The following is a 16396-nucleotide window of genomic DNA, read 5'->3' as shown; positions in this document are numbered from 1 at the left end:
GCCTAGATTATGGCTAAGGAACAGGGCCGCGTTAAGCGGCGCGAACGCAAAAACATCACATCGGGCGTTGCCCATGTGAGCGCGAGCTTCAACAACACCATGGTGACCATCACCGATGCGCAGGGAAATGCTATTTCCTGGTCGTCGGCTGGCCACATGGGCTTCAAGGGGTCGCGTAAATCGACTCCTTATGCGGCCCAGATGGCGGCTGAGGATGCTGGCAAGAAGGCCATGGAACACGGCATGAAGACCATCGAGGTGAAAGTCTCGGGTCCAGGGTCGGGTCGTGAGTCGGCTCTGCGTGCCTTGCAGTCGGTGGGTTTCACCATCACGACCATCCAGGACGTCACGCCGATTCCACACAATGGCTGCCGTCCGCCGAAACGCCGCCGCGTCTAGTACGTGTTTGTGCAATTCGGATATTGAACGCGCCGTCGGGATCTCCCGCGCGGCTGATGAAGGGGCAGTAAGAACGTGATCGAAAAGAACTGGCAAGAACTCATCCGCCCGATGAAGCCGGAAATCGAACCGGGTCATAACCCGGCTCGACATGCCAAGATCATTGCCGAGCCGCTGGAACGCGGCTTTGGCATGACGCTCGGCAATTCGCTGCGTCGTGTGCTGCTGTCTTCGCTTCAGGGCGCAGCGGTCACCAACGTACATATCGATGGCGTTGTGCACGAGTTCTCGTCGATCGACGGTGTTCGTGAAGACGTCACCGATATCGTGCTCAACATCAAGCAGATTGCCTTGCACATGCATGGCGAGGGCCCAAAGCGCGTTGTTCTGCGCAAGTCCGGCCCGGGCGTGGTGACAGCCGGCGATATCGAAGAGACGGCCGACATCGAGATCGTCAACAAGGATCTCGTTCTGTGCACGCTCGATGTTGGTGCTGAAATCCGTATGGAATTCACCGTCAATACCGGGAAGGGCTATGTCCCGTCCGACCGTAATCGTCCGGAAGATGCACCGATCGGCCTGATTGGCGTCGATGCCCTGTTCAGCCCGGTCAAGCGTGTGTCCTATCGCGTCGAAAACACGCGTGAAGGCCAGGTGCTCGATTATGACAAGCTGATTCTTGAAGTCGAAACCGATGGCACCGTGTCACCGGAAGATGCCGTCGCCTATTCGGCGCGCATCCTGCAGGACCAGTTCCAGATCTTCATCAACTTTGAAGAAGCTGTGGAAGCGCGTCCGGCCGAAGATGACAAGCCTGAGCTCGACTTCAACCCGGCGCTCCTGCGCAAGGTCGACGAGCTTGAACTGTCGGTGCGTTCAGCAAACTGCCTGAAGAACGACAACATCGTCTACATCGGTGACCTGATCCAGAAGTCGGAGGCGGAAATGCTCCGCACGCCGAATTTTGGCCGCAAGTCGCTTAATGAGATCAAGGAAGTTCTCGCCCAGATGGGTCTGCATCTTGGCATGGAAGCGCCGAACTGGCCGCCGGAGAACATCGAAGATCTTGCCAAACGTTTCGAGGACCACGTCTAGCAAGGCAGCCGAGAGGCTCCCGACTGGACCTGAGGAGATCAAGCCATGCGTCACGGCATCGCACACCGCAAGCTCAACCGCACGCACTCGCATCGCAAAGCCTTGTTCGCCAATATGGCTGCATCGCTGATCGAGCACGAGCAAATCATCACGACCCTTCCCAAGGCGAAGGAGCTGGCTCCGTTCATGGACAAGCTTATCTCGCTGGCGAAGCGTGGCGATATCCATGGCCGCCGTCAGGCGATGTCCAAGGTTCGCAACGAGGAACAGGTCAAGAAGCTGTTCGACACACTCGGCGGCCGCTACACCGAGCGCAATGGTGGTTACACCCGCGTGCTCAAAGCCGGTTACCGTCATGGCGATAATGCGCCGATGGCTGTTATCGAGCTTGTCGATCGCGACGCCGCGGCAAAGGGCGCCGTCGACCGGGCCCGCGCCGAAGCCGCGAATGACATGACTGACGAGTAAGATTGTCGTCATCAAAATATCAGATCAAGGCGGTTAGCTCAGGCTAGCCGCCTTTTTCATGCCGGAAATCAGGGTTATATGAGCATCATGATCAAACATCTGCTTCTCGCATCCATCCTGTTTGCAGCGCCCGCAGCAGCCCAGGATATCGACCTCGCCGCCGCGCAGGACCGGATCGTTCCCGAGAGCCGCGTCGAGATGCAGCTCTCCTTTGCGCCCATCGTGCGCGAAGTGGCGCCCGCCGTGGTGAATGTATTCTCCCGCCGTGTCGTGAATAATCAGAACCGGTTTGCCAATGATCCGGTCTTCTCGCGCATGTTCCGGTCGCAGCCGCGCGAGCAAAACTCGCTCGGTTCCGGTGTGATTGTCGACCAGTCCGGCGTCATCGTGACAAATTACCATGTCGTCGCCGATGCCACGGAACTGCGTGTTGTGCTCGCAGACCGCCGCGAGTTTGAAGCGGAGGTGCTGCTCACCGATGAGGCGACCGATCTGGCTGTCCTCAAGATCGAGACCGACGAACCTCTGCCCATGCTGCCCTTCAACATGACCGATGATCCGGAAGTCGGGGATCTGGTGCTGGCGATCGGCAATCCGTTTGGCGTTGGCCAGACGGTGACCAGCGGTATCGTCTCGGCCCTGGCGCGGACCGATGTCGGCCAGACCGATTTTGCCTCCTTCATCCAGACTGATGCGGCGATCAATCCGGGCAATTCCGGCGGCGCGCTGGTGGATATGCGCGGGCAGTTGATCGGCGTGAATTCGATGATCTTCTCGCGCTCGGGCGGCTCGAACGGGATCGGGTTTGCAATCCCGGTTGAGATGGTCCGGCGTGTGGTTGATACGGCCCTGAGCGAGGGCGAGTTGATCCGGCCCTGGCTGGGCGCACGCCTGCAGCCGGTGACCGGCGATATCGCCTCGAGCTTTGGCATGGTCCGGCCGCGCGGCGCGCTGGTCAGTGAAATCTATCCGCGGGCCGCCGCCGATGATGGCGGGCTGCGCCAGGGCGATATCGTCCTGGCTGTCGACGGCCATGAAATCAGCAATGATGCCGGGGCTCGTTTCCGGCTGGCCATTCGCGGCGCTGGTGAGGCGGCCCGTTTCACCGTCCTGCGCGGTGAGGATGAGCTGGAACTTGACGTCCCCGTCTTGCCCGCACCTGGAGCGACGACGCCGGAACTCCTGCCGGTCGAGGGGCGCAATCCCTTGTCCGGTGTCCGGCTGGTCCAGCTGTCGCCGGCCTTCAACGAAACCGTCGGGCTCGATCCCTTCCTGGATGGTGTTGTGGTGATGAATGTGCAGCGCCGCTCGGTGGCCGCGCGCTATGGCTTCCGCCCTGGCGATCGCCTGATTTCGCTGATGGGGCAGCCGATCGAGACCCTGGACGATGCCGCCAGTATTGCCAGCCGCTTCGATGGTGAGCGGGAGTGGCCGATCGTGCTCGATCGCCGCGGGCAGCGCTATCAACCGACCCTGCGGCTCTACTAGTCCTGTTGGGCTTGTTTGAGCGTTACCAGGCTCCAGACATGGCCAAACGGGTCGCGCAGCTTGCCGTGCCGACCGTAGAACTCATCACTGCAGGGGCGTAGCACAGCGGCTCCTGCAGTGATCGCCCGGTCAAACCAGGCATCCGCATTGTCGACATAGAGCATGATGGTGACGCTCGTCCGGCCGCCCAGTGTATCGGGCGCGACCGTGCCGATCTGGTCCTCGTGCTCTGGATACTCATCGGCGAGATTGAGGATGCCACCATTGATCCGCAGTGTCGCATGCCCGATCTTGCCCTCATGCTCATAGCGCTCAAGAGCCTCGGCCCCGAAGGCTGACGTGTAGAACTCGATCGCCTCAGCGCCGCGCCTGACGCTCAGATAAGGCGCGATGACAGTCCGGGGCGTGCTCATACCGTGTCTTCCTCTTGCAACGCGGTTGCGTGGCTCTAGCCTAGCGCAATGTCGAGTCTGTTTGAAGCTGCCGGTCTTGAGACCGAAGCGCCGCGCCCGCTGGCGGACCGTTTGCGGCCGCGCGTGCTCGACGAGGTCGTCGGTCAGGATCATCTGCTCAAGGGTGACGGGCCGATTGCCCGCATGCGCGCCCAGGGACGGCTGGCCTCGCTGGTCCTGTGGGGACCGCCCGGCGTCGGCAAGACGACCATTGCCCGTCTGCTGGCCGAGGATAGCGGTCTGGAATTCGAGCCGCTTTCGGCGGTCTTCTCCGGTGTTGCCGATCTCAAGAAAGTGTTCGAGCGCGCAAGGGCGCGCCGCGCGGCCGGGCGCGGAACGCTCCTGTTCGTCGACGAGATCCATCGCTTCAATCGCGCCCAGCAGGATGGTTTCCTGCCTGTGGTGGAGGAGGGGGTTGTCACTCTCGTCGGGGCGACCACGGAAAACCCGTCCTTCGAGCTCAATGCGGCCTTGCTGTCGCGCTGTCAGGTTCTGGTCCTCAAACGCCTCGATGATGCGGCGCTCGATGATCTGATCGCGCGCGCCGAGGACGAGATGGAGCGCAAGCTGCCGCTCGATGATGATGCCCGCCATGCGCTCGCGGCCATGGCCGATGGCGACGGGCGCTACCTGCTCAATCTTGTCGAGGAGGTTTTTACCTTCCAGCGCGAGACCCCGATCGGCCGGATCGAGCTGGGCCGTCTGCTCAACAAGCGCGCGCCGGTCTATGACAAGTCACGCGACGAGCATTTCAACCTGATCTCCGCCCTGCACAAATCCGTACGCGGTTCCGATCCGGATGCGGCGCTCTACTGGCTGGCGCGGATGATCGAGGGCGGTGAGGATCCGCTCTATCTGGCGAGGCGCATTGTGCGCATGGCGATCGAGGATATCGGCCTGGCCGACAGCGCGGCCATTCACGCTGCCCTGGCGGCCAAGGACACCTATCAATTCCTCGGTTCTCCCGAGGGCGATCTCGCCCTCGCCCAGGCTGTGGTGCATCTGGCCTGTTCGCCCAAGTCGAACGCCGTCTATACCGCCTGGAAACGGGCCCAGAAGTCAGCCCGCGAGACCGGCTCGCTGATGCCGCCCGCCCATATCCTCAATGCCCCGACTTCGATGATGAAGGATCAGGGCTATGGTGCCGGCTATCAATACGATCATGATGTCGAGGGCGGTGTGTCCGGTCAGGACTATTTTCCTGAGGACATGCGCGACCGGCCGGTTTTCTATGAGCCCAAGGATGCGGGCCGTGAGGCGGCGATTGGCGAACGGCTGGCCCGCTGGCGAGCCCTGCGGCGCGGCAAGAGCCCGGCCGGGCCGTAACCGTCTTGTCGCCGCGTCAGCTTGCCTTGTGGCGCATCATCATGGCGCAGGCGCTGCCTCACACGACTCACCCTCGTCGGCGATCAGCGCAGCCCAGGCTTCGTCCATCGGGGACAGACCCAGGGCCGCGCGGCGCGCATCCAGTTCGGCCGGTCTGCGCACGCGTACCGGTTCGCGCAGACCGTCGACACAGGCGGAAAGCGTGCCGTAAACTTGGCGGCCATTCTGGCTCACGGCCAGGGCATCGGCCATTGGTGCAAAATCCCGGGCATCATAGCGGCCGGCCCGGGCGACTGGTTCGAGCGCAGCGACAATGCGGCGGCGGCCCGCCTCGTCGCGCTCGGCCCAGCGCAGGAGATCGGCGGCGAGGCGCGGATGTTCCAGCTCGAAAGCGGCGAAGTGTTCCGGATCCAGCTGGGCGAGGGCCCATTGCGTGTTGGCCGCCTCGACCTCGGCGATCGTATCGCGGGTTTCGCGCAGGATCTCGCTGCTGGCGCCTTCATCGAGATCGGAGCGGGTAATCACTGGTAACAGCAATTCGGCCAGATAACGCTCGCGCGCCTTGCGCGCTGCCAGCTCGGCGATGAGATCGCTCCAGGCGTCGTATTGCGCGTCGAAGCGGGCGATCAGTGTGGCGGCGTCGGTCGGTGGAGGCGCCGGTGTGGCGGTGACGTCATTGGCGTCCGCCGCGACATCGCCTGGCTCGGCTGGCGGCTCGGTCGTCTGCAGGACTAGCGTGGCGGCGATGGCGGTGACGAGAAACATGGCGCTGGGACCTTGAAAGCGAAGGTCATCAGTCTAGATCGTAAACGCGCGCTGCCAAGCCTGCGACGGCATTGTCCTGCGACCAGACAAAACAAAAGCGGGATCAGGTAGGAGCCTGGTCCCGCTTTTTGTCTGCGTAGTCACCTGTGCCGGGACCGCGAAATGCGGTCCCGCCGACGTGGGTGTTCTAGGCGATGGTGCCGCCGAGTGCGACAGCCATGGCGCCGAACGCGCCAGCGAGGAAGAGGACGTTGATGACAGCGTTGAGAGTGCTGGTGAAGCGGTTCATGATAATAACTCCATTTGTTCTTGGTGCGCCGGGCCCTCCCGGTTCACGCCTTTGTAAATAGGTGGTTAGGCATGTTTCACAACCTCTGTTACGCCAAGACGGCTATGCATAAATGCAAGTTAAGAAAAGTTTAGTATGAATTTTTAGGGGGCCAACTCTGGTCGGGACTGGCCGCCCATTGCGGGGAGGGCGGATCGCGGCCAGGCCTGTCGGGCCGGCGGCAAAGCCCGGTCTCGACCCATGTCTCAGGCTGTGCGGCCTTGCCAATCCCGCCTGCACAGCCTATCGAGCCGCGATGCAAAGCCTTCTTCTCATCGGAACCGGCGGGGCGCTGGGTGCGATCTCCCGGCATCTGGTCGGGCGTGCAGCGCTGAAATGGCTCGGGCCGGATCAGCCCTGGGGCACATTGGCGGTCAATATCGCCGGTGGCTTGATGATGGGGCTGTTGATCGGCTGGCTGGTGGCGAGTGATCGCGGTGATCACCACATGCTGCGGACATTCGGTGCGGTCGGCTTTCTGGGCGGCTTCACAACATTCTCGGCCTATTCGCTCGATATCGCACTGATGATCGAACGCAAGGCCTGGCTCAATGCCTTCGCCTATGCGGCAGGCTCGGTAATTCTGGCGCTGGCAGCGCTGATGATTGGCATGATGATCATGCGGAAAGTTTATCCATGAGTGGCGTTCAATTACTGACGGTCGACCAGGGCGAGGACGGCGCACGGCTGGATCGCTGGTTCAAGCGCCGTTTTCCGCATATCGGCCAGGGCCTGATCCAGAAGCTCTGCCGCAAGGGCGATATCCGCGTCGATGGCCGCCGCGCCAAGACCGATCTGCGCGTCGAGATGGGGATGGAAATCCGCATCCCGCCCCTGCCCGAGCCAGGCGAGGTCGAGAAGATCGATGTCCTGACCCCGGAAGAGATTCATTATGTGCGTGGCCTGGTCATCTATGAGGATGACGAGCTGATCGCCTTCAACAAGCCTTCGGGACTGGCCGTGCAGGGCGGTTCGAAAACCACCAAGCATCTCGACCGCCTGCTCGACGCCTTCGGCGAGGGCATGACGCGCCCGCGCCTGGTGCACCGGCTCGACAAGGACACGTCCGGCGTCCTCGTCGTCGGCCGCACGCCCAAGGCTGCGGCCCGTCTCGCCAAGGCCTTCCAGCAGCATCGCACCAAGAAGACCTATTGGGCGATCGCGATTGGCGTTCCCAAACCACGCATGGGCGAGATCAAGGGTTTCCTCAAGAAGGCGGCCGGCGCCGGCGGCGATCCCGACCGTGAATTGATGGTCGGCGCCAGCCATGGCGATCCCGGCTCGCACCACGCCCTGACGCGCTATACCGTTATTGCCGATGCAGGCCAGAAGGCCAGCTGGGTCGCGCTGCGGCCCGTCACCGGCCGGACGCACCAATTGCGCGTCCATCTCGCCGCGATGGGTACCGCCATTCTCGGCGACCGCAAATACACCTGCGACCGTCCGGCACCGGAAGATCTCGGCCAGCGGCTCTGCCTGCACGCGCGCCGGCTGGAAATCCCGCGCGATAATGGCAATCCGCTCATCATTGAGGCCGACCTGCCCAAACCGCTGGCCAAGGTGTTCAATACGCTCGGCTTCAATCCACGCGAGATTGACGAGACCGAGATCGAGGCACAGCTGGCCTGATGCCGGATCTGAAACTCGCCATCTGGGATATTGACGGCACGCTCGTCGACAGCCGCGTCGTGATCCAGCAAGCCATGGAGCGCGCCTTCAAGCGTGCCGGGCTGGGCGAGATCGCCTATGAGCGCACCCGTACCATTGTCGGGCTGGAACTGACCGAGGCCGTCATGCGTCTGGCACCGGTCGATTACCCGGCAGAGCGCGTGCCCGAGCTGGCGACTTTCTACAAACAGGCCTTCGTGGAAATGCGCGGCGAGCCTGATTTTTCCGAACCACTCTATGATGGTGCCCGCGAGACGCTGGAGAAGCTGCGCGATGAGGGCTGGCTGCTCGGTGTGGCCACCGGCAAGCCGCGGCGCGGGCTCGACGCCGTGTTCGAGCATCACGGGTTGCACCGTTATTTCGACACCTTCCAGACCGTCGATCACGGTCCCGGCAAGCCGCATCCGCGCATGGTGCTCGACGCCATGAAGGAGACCGGCACCGAAGCCGGCCAGGCCGTCATGATCGGCGATACCGGTTTTGACATGGCGATGGGCCGCAATGCCGGCGTGCATACGCTGGGCGTTTCCTGGGGCTTTCATACCGCTGACGAGATCAACGAGGGCGGCGCCCACGAATTGCATCATGATTTCGATACGTTGAACGCGGCCCTCGACAGCTTTGCCGCAAGGGCGTGACGGCTGAGGCCTGGCGGCTGATGGCCGGCGCTGGATCGCTGTACGCGCGAATCCTATCGAGCAGCCCGTTATTCGTGTATCAACCCTGAAGGGAATCGGTGACTCGGGGGCGGGCTATTGACACTGCAATGCCGCTTCAAGGAATTGAAGGTTCAGCTCGACCAGGCGGTCCAGGACCAGACCTCGTCGATCAAGGTCCATCGTTGCGTCGACATTTCCGCACACCGGGATTTCCTGACCCTGTCCTGGCTGGGGGATCTCGATTACTGGCGTAGCCATGCAGTTGATGCCGAGGTCCGCCGCCGCCGCAAACTCCCAGAGAACAAGGGGGTCTCGGAGGAGCGCCTGAGGCGCCTCAGTCTGCCCCTTATTCTCAAACGCCATGCCCACAAGCAGGAGCGTGCCTATGCGCTCGAACGCGTGGTGTTTTTCAAGACCTCCAATCTGGTGCCTGAAACCCTTGAGAAAATGGCCCCCGATTGTGTGCCCGGTTATCGCGAGGCTCCGCTGCATCGCCATATCGTTCTGGCGCGCTGCGAGAAAGCCGTCGACAAGGGCGGCGAGCCGGAATTCACCCGCTGGCGAGTACAGACGAAATTCCATCGGCTGGCCTCCGACGTCATCAAGTCGCTGAGTGACGAGATCTTTCCCAAACCCCTGCCGGAACGCCGCAAGCGCCGGTGGATATGGTTTGTATGCCTCGCCATTCTGGTCGCGGCGCTGGGCGCGGCCACTGCCGTGCTGACGGTGCCGGAATTGAAGACCCGCTTCCTGCCGCATCCACATCATGTTGACCGCGATGAGCTGGAAAGCCTGCGCACCCAGCTGGCCGAAATGGTCGAGGTCGATCAGGCGCTGCGGGACCAGATCGCGGCGGGCAGGCAGGTCGATGCCGAAACCGCAACGCGCCTGACCGAACTGGATCAGGAAATTGCCGCGGTGTGGGCGCGCCTGGCGGCCCTGCCTGTGCCGGGCACGCAAATGGACCGTATCGGGCAGGCCGCATGTTTGCCGGTGCGGCATGAAGGCGATCGCGCCTTCCCGACCTTTCTATATGCCATCACGCTGGACCGGGATGCATCGCTCTCGCTGCGTCCACTGGCTGACGGGGTGGAGATGGCGCGCAATCGCGGCTTCACCGAAATACCCGAGCAGCCGGCATCGCAGCTCGGGATTGCCGCCTTTGAAACCCTGGTGCGCCCCACCTCGAATGAGGCCCGCGCCCGGTCGTGCCGGCACTTCGTACTGCTGATCGAAAATGATCCGCAGGACGCAGGACGCTATATAGCCCGGCGAGAAGCGGTTGAACGGCATTTCTACGTGTTCCGGCCGTAACCAAAGAGCATCGGGTAGAGACGTGACCTACGAAACCAAGCCGGGCGTGCGCATGCCCACGCCGGAAGATAACCGGCCCAAGCGCTTTTACACGGCGGTCAGCGTCGCGCCGGGCGATGCGGGCTGGCAGGTCCTGCTCGATGGCCGTTCGGTCAAGACCCCGGCCAAGAACCTGTTGCAGGTTCCGACGAAGGCGTGTGCTGAATTGCTGGCGTCGGAGTGGGAGGCGCAGGGCGAGCGCATCAATGCCCCAGCCATGCCGGCCAACCGTCTGTGTTTCGTCGCGATCGATCTGATGGGTGAGGCCCATGGCGCTACGGTCGCGGAAGTGACGCGCTATGCCTCGACCGACCAGCTCTGTTTCCGCGCCCCGGATCCCTCCGATCTCGTCGCGGCGCAGGCGGCGGCCTGGGACCCAATGCTGGACTGGGCCAGAAACGAGCTTGGTGTCGAGCTTCGTTCAGGCACGGGGGTCCTGCCGATCGACCAGGATCCCGCAGCCCTGCAGGCCATTCATGCGCGCGCCGCCGCGCTTGATATCTGGCGTCTGACGGCGCTGGCCCATGCGACGGCGGTCTGCAGCTCCGCCGTGCTCGGCTTTGCTTTGCTGACCGGCGAGCGTGGCGGCGAGGACGTGTTTGCCCTGTCCATTATCGACGAAGCCTACCAGGCCGCCCATTGGGGCCAGGACGAGGAAGCAACCGAAAGGCTCGATCTATTGAAAACCGAGCTGATTGCCGCTGAACGGTTGCTGCGTGCATTGGACGCGTCGTGACAGGTTGAAGGCGGCGGGCGGCACGCTAATGTGTTGCCAGGGCGGAAGCGAAAGATTGCACCATGGCTGAGATAAACACGACAAAGCGCGGCAAGGGCGGCAAGACCGGTCCCGGCGGCATCCTCGATTTTGACGCCCTGCGCGCGGCCGAACTGCGTACCGAGCCCTATAATTATTTCGTTGCACCGGGCACGCTCAGCGAGGCCGAGGTCGGCGAGATCCGCCGTGATTATCCGCAGATCAACAAGCCGGGCTATCTGCCGCTCTCCAAACTGGAAGCGCACGGCACATTCGATCAATTGATGCAGGACCTCAATTCGGCGGAACTGGCACAGCTGTTGACCGACAAGTTCGGCGTCGACTTCACCGACAAGCCGCGCATGATCACGGTTCGCAAGGTCTCACAGCTCTCCGACGGTCCGATCCACAATGATTCGAAGTCAAAAATCCTGACCATGCTGACCTATCTCAATGCCGAGTGGGACGGGACCGGGGCGGGCTGTATCCGCGTGCTCAACGGGCCGAAGGATTTTGACGACTTCACCGAGGAAGTGCCGCCTCTGGCCGGTTATGTCTTCGCTTTCCTGCGCGCCGATAATTCCTGGCACGGACACCTGCCCTTTGAAGGCGAGCGCTATGTCGTGCAGACGACTTTCCTGACCTCGCAGGAAGAGCTCGACCGCAAGGAAAATCGCGGCGGGCTGCAGTATTTCCTCAAAAAACTGAATCCGTTTCAGTAGGCCCGCGCCAGCCTGGCCCGGAGGAAACACTGAATGACACCGATTCTGGTTGCGCATAACCCGTCCTGGGCCAGGCAATATCGGCACGAGGCCGCCGGCATCCGGGCAGCCCTCGGAGCGAACGCCGTCGACCTGCACCACATCGGAAGCACTTCGATTCCGGGCATCTTGGCCAAACCGGTTATCGATATGCTCGGCGCTGTGACATGCCTGGATGCCGTCGATGAGTGTGTCGATGCGATCGGCCGCCTCGGCTATGAGGCCAAAGGGGAGTTCGGCCTGGCGGGGCGGAGGTATTTTCGCAAGCATGACGACCGTGGGCAACGCACGCACCATCTGCATATTTACGCCAGGAACTCGGCGGATTTCTCGCGCCACCTCGTATTCCGGGATTTTCTATTGGCCTTTCCCGAACAGGCGAAACGCTACAGTGAGTTCAAGGCCAAACTGGTCGACGGGATTGGTGTCAGACGCGAGGATTACCAGGCCGCCAAAAGCCCGTTTGTCGCTGATCTCGAGCGACAGGCTCTGGCGTGGTCCCAAGGCTGAGACGCTGAACGCATTCGGGACTGCTGTAGCCTCAGTAGGCTGTCAGCGTCTTTAGCCAGCGCGGTTTCAGGCTTAATCGTCCGTCATCGAGCCGTTTCCAGATCAGGAAACCGGCGATGATAACTGCCAGCTCGCCGAGCTCCTGGAAGACGTGGTGGCAGAGCAGCACGGCGCTGAGCACCAGCAGCGCCCTCAGGGCGAGCAGGCCACGCACCTGTTCGGTCGATTTCAGGATCTGCCGCAAATTGGCGGCGATCAACAGCAAGACCAGACCCGTCGCGAAATATATCGCCTCCATCATGCCGGGCGGGATGTAATTGTGCAGATTGATTTCCGACTGCAGATTGGCCTGCGCGATGGCGTCGGGGACAGCGAGCCCGAACCAGTGCTGGCCCCAGCTGATTTCCTCGCCAAAACCCGCCAGCAGCGCCAGGCTGAGCGCGGTCATCATGGATGGCCCGAAATGGCCGCGCCTCGGTTTGCCGCTCAGCAGGTGAGCCAGGAAGATGACGGCAGGGAAAATCATCACGGTGATGGTCAGGTTTTCGATCAGTCCGCCATCGCCGACTTCGGGGCGAAAGACGCCGGTGAGTGGCGTGAACTGATTGACCAGATTGAGAAGGGCCAGCGCGACCAGGGCGAGAGCCACGGCGCTGTCATAGCGCCACAGGCTCGTGACCAGCCCGCCAAGGCCGGTATCGCGTGCCTGTGCGGCCAGGCCACGGAGCAGGATGAGGCCGCCCGCGAGCGTGACCAGCAGCAGACCGATGGCCTGAAGGGGGGAGCCGATTTCTCCGTCAGGAGAGAGGATTTCCATCTCGCGTCTCCGTTGTTTCGCATTGCGCCGCGCGGCGCATCAGATGCCGTAGGCGGCGGCGAGCGTGTCGAGGCGGCGCAAGGCCTTGCCGGGCCAGTGGCTCACGCGCCCGATCGGCAGTTTGCGGGCAAAGGCATCCATGCTCGCTCCGGCGGCGATCAGGCTGGCGGCCATTGAGGGTCGCTCGATCCGTCCACCGGCGATGTCGAAAGAGGCATTGGCCAGCTTGCGTTTGAAGTCCATATCGCCCGGACCCAGATGGATGCTGTCGATACCGGTGGTTGTCATCTCACGCGCCATTTCGATGAAGAGCTGCAAGCCGGGTCCGAACCTGGAGTATTCAGGCCAGTAGACCGGGAACCAGTAGTGCAGCACGCTTTCCGAGCGCATGCCGAAATGCGCCGCCGCCAGCTGGCCATTGATTTCGAGCGTCGACAGGCAGCCGCTCAATTGCGGTGTCTGGTGCTCGAACAGATCATTGATCAGGTCGCGGGCCCATTTGGCGATGAAAACGTCAAAGGCATTGGTGCGCCGGTATTGCTCGCGCTTGTTGGCGAAGCTGGCGGCGAGGGCTTCCGGGCGACGGTCGTCGAAGCGATAGGTGACCTCAAGGCCGGATTCGGCGAGCTTGCGCTGGCGGGCGCGGATATTGCGCATTGCCTTGGCATCGGCGAGGCGTCTGCCTTCGAGCCATTGATCACAACCCTGGCTCAGATCGACCGTCCAGGATGGTTCAATTTGCGACGCTTCGTCGGTGAATGTGGGCTGGCTGACCAGTGCGCCATGAAAGCAGTATACCGAAACGGGACTGTTCTGGAGCGCGGCTCCCAGGTCGAGGCTGTCATCCTCGGTGATCAGTGCATGATGATCGCCGAGCGGGCCACCGAGCGGGCGGGCCACACCCAAACTCGACAACTGCATCGGCAGGAAACCGACCGTGCGGCCCTTGCGTGTCAGAACGAGGGCCTGGGCATCAGGTCGCCGGTCGGCAATCAGGTCGGCAAACTCGAGTGCGAAATAAGGCGAGGCCAGCGTCGGGTTTTCGGCACGCATGCCACGCCATGCGGCGCGATGCGCGGTCGTCAATCCGGAGATCGGGACCAGTTCTGTGGTGATGGCGCGGTGTGCCATGATCGCCTTTTCATTTGCTCTGCCCCGGTAAAATGCAAGAAGCGCACCGCGCCGGCCGCGGCTCAGCCGGATCGGGGAGCAGGTCGATTGATTGCCCTTGCGGCGCGACCTCTGCTATCGAACCGGGATTGATTGGTGCGGAAGGATTGACGTCCATGAAGGATGTACTCGAACAACTCATTGAAAAGCGGGCCGGCGCTCGCGCCGGTGGCGGTCCCAAACGGGTCGCGAACCAGCATGCCAAGGGCAAGCTGAGCGCGCGGGAACGCGTCGAAATGCTGCTTGATGATGGCTCATTCGAGGAATGGGACATGTTCGTCGAACATCGCTGCGTCGATTTCGGCATGGCCGAGAAAAAAATCCCAGGCGATGGCGTCGTCACCGGCCATGGCACGATCAATGGCCGTATGGTCTACGTCTTCTCCAAGGACTTCACCGTGTTCGGCGGCTCGCTGTCCGAGACCCACGCCCAGAAAATCGTCAAAATCCAGAAGGCCGCGATCCAGAATGGCGCGCCGATTATCGGGATTTTCGATGCTGGCGGTGCGCGTATCCAGGAGGGCGTCGCCTCTCTGGCCGGCTATGCCGACATCTTCCTGCAGAATACGCTGGCCTCAGGCGTTGTGCCGCAAATCTCCATGATCATGGGGCCTTGCGCCGGCGGCGATGTCTATTCGCCGGCCATTACCGACTTCATCTTCATGGTGAAGGACACGTCCTACATGTATGTCACCGGGCCCGATGTGGTCAAAACCGTGACCAATGAGACCGTCACCCATGAAGAGCTCGGCGGCGCCTCCATCCATGCCAAGAAATCCGGTGTCGCCGATGGCGCTTTCGAGAATGATCTTGAAGCCCTGGTCCAGCTGCGCCGCCTGATCGACTTCCTGCCGCTGTCCAATCGCGAGAAACCGCCCGTACGGCCGTCCTTTGATGACCCGGACCGGATTGATCCCAGCCTGGATACGCTCGTCCCGGCCAATCCCAACAAGCCCTATGACATCAAGGAATTGATCTCCAAGGTCGCCGATGAAGGCGATTTCTTCGAGATCGCGCCGGATTATGCCGCCAATATCGTCACCGCCTTTGGCCGCCTCAACGGCCAGCCGGTCGGATTTGTCGCCAATCAGCCGATGAGCCTGGCCGGGGTGCTCGACAGCGATGCTTCCCGCAAGGCCGGCCGTTTCGTGCGCTTTTGCGATGCTTTCGGCATTCCGATCATCACCTTTGTCGACGTGCCCGGCTTCCTGCCCGGCACCAAGCAGGAATATGGCGGCCTGATCAAACACGGCGCCAAACTCCTCTTTGCCTATGCCGAAGCCACCGTGCCCAAACTCACCGTCATCACCCGCAAGGCCTATGGCGGTGCCTATGATGTGATGAGTTCGAAACATCTGCGCGGCGATGTCAACTACGCCTGGCCGACGGCCCAGATCGCCGTGATGGGCGCCAAGGGTGCCGCCGAAATCATCCACCGCGCCGATCTCGACGATGCCGAGAAAATGGCCGGCCATGTGAAGGAATATGAAGACCGTTTCGCCAACCCGTTCATCGCGGCCGGCCGCGGCTATATCGACGATGTGATCAGCCCGCACTCAACCCGCAAACGCCTGATCGCGGCGCTCAGAACGCTGAAGAACAAGAAGCTCGAAAACCCCTGGAAAAAGCACGATAATATACCGCTCTAAGGGGCTTTTTCGTCGCATTCCAGCCTCGCCATGCCGGTCTCGGTCACGATGGCCTGCATGGCGATGTCATGGGGTTGCGGGAATATCGTCGCGATCCGGGCGGCGTCGAGGCCGATGCCGATCGTCAGCGGGCGTGGGGTGAGGGCGGCCAGGGTGCGATCGAAATACCCGCCGCCATAGCCGAGCCGATAGCCGCCCCGATCCCAGCCGACCAGGGGCGACATGACGATGTCGGGGATGATGTCGGGGCCGTGCGCGGGCACGGGAATATTCCAGACGCCGCGCTTCATTTTCATCTCTGGCGTCCATGCGCGAAAGACCAGCGGGGCCGAGCGGACGGTGACCACGGGCAGGGCGGCCCGCGCGCCGCGCCGGGCCAGAGTGGCCAGCCAGTCGCGCAGATCGAGTTCAGCCTTGATCGGCCACCAGGCCGAGATCGTCAGATCGTCGAGCGTATCGAAGCGGTCCGCCAGCCATGCGTCGAGATGGCGGGTGACCGCGATCGCGGCGGCCTTGCGCGTGTCGCCGTCCAGGGCTGCGCGCTGCGCGAGAAGCCGTGCGCGCTCGGCCTTGCGCCAGCGCGCCACATCGAGCGCCTGTTGCGGGTCGACCGCGGCTGTGCCGGCATAGACCGGGTCGATCTCATGCGCCAGGCAGGGCGGCGAGGCAAAGCCCGGTGATTTCTCCGTCGGTTCGCTCATCGATCCTGGCCTCTTCCGGCGATTGCCGCTGAT

18 protein-coding genes are annotated in these 16396 nt (G+C 62.4%); 13 read left to right on the top strand and 5 right to left on the bottom strand.

All coding sequences use genetic code 11. The features are described 5' to 3' along the window. The first annotated feature begins 9 nt into the window (after positions 1–9). The 4 genes from rpsK (at position 10) to BLT42_RS09890 (ending at position 3450) form a co-directional block, all read left to right on the top strand. Complete coding sequence (rpsK, locus tag BLT42_RS09905) at positions 10–399, top strand: 30S ribosomal protein S11 (protein ID WP_091770259.1); 390 nt, start codon at positions 10–12, stop codon at positions 397–399. 75 nt (positions 400–474) lie between these two features. Further along, positions 475–1494 carry a DNA-directed RNA polymerase subunit alpha gene (locus BLT42_RS09900; protein WP_091770257.1) on the top strand — a complete coding sequence of 340 codons (1020 nt, stop codon included), beginning with the start codon at positions 475–477 and terminating at the stop codon, positions 1492–1494. Between the two features lie 45 nt (positions 1495–1539). Next, positions 1540–1962, top strand: a complete 423-nt coding sequence (rplQ, locus tag BLT42_RS09895) for a 50S ribosomal protein L17 (RefSeq protein WP_091770255.1) — start codon at positions 1540–1542, stop codon at positions 1960–1962. 78 nt (positions 1963–2040) lie between these two features. Continuing rightward, a complete protein-coding gene (locus tag BLT42_RS09890; RefSeq protein WP_233342423.1) occupies positions 2041–3450 on the top strand; it encodes a Do family serine endopeptidase in 1410 nt (469 codons plus the stop codon). On the opposite strand, the gene BLT42_RS09885 is transcribed toward BLT42_RS09890, so the two are convergent. Then, entirely contained in the window at positions 3447–3863 is a 417-nt protein-coding gene (locus BLT42_RS09885) for a VOC family protein (RefSeq protein ID WP_091770253.1), read from the bottom strand. The genes BLT42_RS09890 and BLT42_RS09885 overlap by 4 nt on opposite strands. 48 nt (positions 3864–3911) lie before the next feature. Between BLT42_RS09885 and BLT42_RS09880 the strand changes: the two genes are divergently transcribed. Beyond that, positions 3912–5228: a replication-associated recombination protein A gene (locus BLT42_RS09880; protein WP_091770251.1), complete on the top strand. Its 1317-nt coding sequence runs from the start codon at positions 3912–3914 to the stop codon at positions 5226–5228. Between the two features lie 39 nt (positions 5229–5267). Here the strand turns inward: BLT42_RS09880 and BLT42_RS09875 are convergent, their stop codons facing one another. Next, positions 5268–5993 (bottom strand): DUF6624 domain-containing protein, encoded by a 726-nt coding sequence (locus BLT42_RS09875; RefSeq protein ID WP_091770249.1) that lies wholly within the window; start codon positions 5991–5993, stop codon positions 5268–5270. Positions 5994–6577: 584 nt separating this feature from the next. On the opposite strand from BLT42_RS09875, the gene crcB reads away from it, so the two are divergent. The 7 genes from crcB (at position 6578) to BLT42_RS09840 (ending at position 12026) form a co-directional block, all read left to right on the top strand. Then, on the top strand, positions 6578–6961 hold the full coding sequence (gene crcB / locus BLT42_RS09870; RefSeq protein ID WP_091770247.1) for a fluoride efflux transporter CrcB: 384 nt from the start codon (positions 6578–6580) through the stop codon (positions 6959–6961). Further along, entirely contained in the window at positions 6958–7950 is a 993-nt protein-coding gene (locus BLT42_RS09865) for an RluA family pseudouridine synthase (protein ID WP_091770245.1), read from the top strand. Before crcB ends, BLT42_RS09865 begins: the two co-directional genes overlap by 4 nt. Next, positions 7950–8627, top strand: a complete 678-nt coding sequence (locus tag BLT42_RS09860) for an HAD-IA family hydrolase (RefSeq protein ID WP_091770243.1) — start codon at positions 7950–7952, stop codon at positions 8625–8627. The genes BLT42_RS09865 and BLT42_RS09860 overlap by 1 nt, the downstream gene beginning before the upstream one ends. A 117-nt stretch (positions 8628–8744) precedes the next feature. After that, positions 8745–9962 carry a hypothetical protein gene (locus BLT42_RS09855; protein WP_091770240.1) on the top strand — a complete coding sequence of 406 codons (1218 nt, stop codon included), beginning with the start codon at positions 8745–8747 and terminating at the stop codon, positions 9960–9962. A 22-nt stretch (positions 9963–9984) separates the two neighbouring features. Next, complete coding sequence (locus tag BLT42_RS09850; protein WP_091770238.1) at positions 9985–10737, top strand: ATP12 family chaperone protein; 753 nt, start codon at positions 9985–9987, stop codon at positions 10735–10737. Positions 10738–10799: 62 nt separating this feature from the next. After that, on the top strand, positions 10800–11477 hold the full coding sequence (locus tag BLT42_RS09845) for a 2OG-Fe(II) oxygenase (protein WP_176780324.1): 678 nt from the start codon (positions 10800–10802) through the stop codon (positions 11475–11477). A gap of 33 nt (positions 11478–11510) precedes the next feature. Continuing rightward, a complete protein-coding gene (locus tag BLT42_RS09840; protein ID WP_091770235.1) occupies positions 11511–12026 on the top strand; it encodes a GrpB family protein in 516 nt (171 codons plus the stop codon). A gap of 31 nt (positions 12027–12057) precedes the next feature. Here the strand turns inward: BLT42_RS09840 and BLT42_RS09835 are convergent, their stop codons facing one another. Together BLT42_RS09835 and BLT42_RS09830 are read right to left on the bottom strand one after the other, a co-directional pair. After that, positions 12058–12843, bottom strand: a complete 786-nt coding sequence (locus BLT42_RS09835; RefSeq protein ID WP_091770233.1) for a hypothetical protein — start codon at positions 12841–12843, stop codon at positions 12058–12060. 39 nt (positions 12844–12882) lie between these two features. Next, entirely contained in the window at positions 12883–13974 is a 1092-nt protein-coding gene (locus BLT42_RS09830) for a GNAT family N-acetyltransferase (protein WP_091770231.1), read from the bottom strand. A gap of 155 nt (positions 13975–14129) precedes the next feature. Between BLT42_RS09830 and BLT42_RS09825 the strand changes: the two genes are divergently transcribed. Further along, positions 14130–15662 (top strand): acyl-CoA carboxylase subunit beta, encoded by a 1533-nt coding sequence (locus tag BLT42_RS09825; protein ID WP_091770229.1) that lies wholly within the window; start codon positions 14130–14132, stop codon positions 15660–15662. Here the strand turns inward: BLT42_RS09825 and BLT42_RS09820 are convergent. Further along, a complete protein-coding gene (locus BLT42_RS09820; protein ID WP_091770227.1) occupies positions 15659–16363 on the bottom strand; it encodes a 5-formyltetrahydrofolate cyclo-ligase in 705 nt (234 codons plus the stop codon). The genes BLT42_RS09825 and BLT42_RS09820 overlap by 4 nt on opposite strands. Between the last annotated feature and the right edge of the window lie 33 nt (positions 16364–16396).

The organism is Maricaulis salignorans (assembly GCF_900103475.1).
Taxonomy (GTDB): domain Bacteria; phylum Pseudomonadota; class Alphaproteobacteria; order Caulobacterales; family Maricaulaceae; genus Maricaulis; species Maricaulis salignorans.
Note: the sequence above shows the minus strand (reverse complement) of the source record. Positions and strands in the feature narration are given on the sequence as shown.

Bases quoted from the DNA above. Each gene is read 5' to 3' on its own strand.
- BLT42_RS09860 (WP_091770243.1), top strand. From the start codon at position 7,950: ATGCCGGATCTGAAACTCGCCATCTGGGATATTGACGGCACGCTCGTC.
- BLT42_RS09880 (WP_091770251.1), top strand. From the start codon at position 3,912: ATGTCGAGTCTGTTTGAAGCTGCCGGTCTTGAGACCGAAGCGCCGCGC.
- BLT42_RS09890 (WP_233342423.1), top strand. From the start codon at position 2,041: ATGAGCATCATGATCAAACATCTGCTTCTCGCATCCATCCTGTTTGCA.
- rpsK (WP_091770259.1), top strand. From the start codon at position 10: ATGGCTAAGGAACAGGGCCGCGTTAAGCGGCGCGAACGCAAAAACATC.
- BLT42_RS09865 (WP_091770245.1), top strand. From the start codon at position 6,958: ATGAGTGGCGTTCAATTACTGACGGTCGACCAGGGCGAGGACGGCGCA.
- BLT42_RS09830 (WP_091770231.1), bottom strand. From the start codon at position 13,974: ATGGCACACCGCGCCATCACCACAGAACTGGTCCCGATCTCCGGATTG.
- BLT42_RS09845 (WP_176780324.1), top strand. From the start codon at position 10,800: ATGGCTGAGATAAACACGACAAAGCGCGGCAAGGGCGGCAAGACCGGT.
- crcB (WP_091770247.1), top strand. From the start codon at position 6,578: ATGCAAAGCCTTCTTCTCATCGGAACCGGCGGGGCGCTGGGTGCGATC.
- BLT42_RS09885 (WP_091770253.1), bottom strand. From the start codon at position 3,863: ATGAGCACGCCCCGGACTGTCATCGCGCCTTATCTGAGCGTCAGGCGC.
- BLT42_RS09875 (WP_091770249.1), bottom strand. From the start codon at position 5,993: ATGTTTCTCGTCACCGCCATCGCCGCCACGCTAGTCCTGCAGACGACC.
- BLT42_RS09840 (WP_091770235.1), top strand. From the start codon at position 11,511: ATGACACCGATTCTGGTTGCGCATAACCCGTCCTGGGCCAGGCAATAT.
- rplQ (WP_091770255.1), top strand. From the start codon at position 1,540: ATGCGTCACGGCATCGCACACCGCAAGCTCAACCGCACGCACTCGCAT.
- BLT42_RS09835 (WP_091770233.1), bottom strand. From the start codon at position 12,843: ATGGAAATCCTCTCTCCTGACGGAGAAATCGGCTCCCCCCTTCAGGCC.
- BLT42_RS09820 (WP_091770227.1), bottom strand. From the start codon at position 16,363: ATGAGCGAACCGACGGAGAAATCACCGGGCTTTGCCTCGCCGCCCTGC.
- BLT42_RS09825 (WP_091770229.1), top strand. From the start codon at position 14,130: ATGAAGGATGTACTCGAACAACTCATTGAAAAGCGGGCCGGCGCTCGC.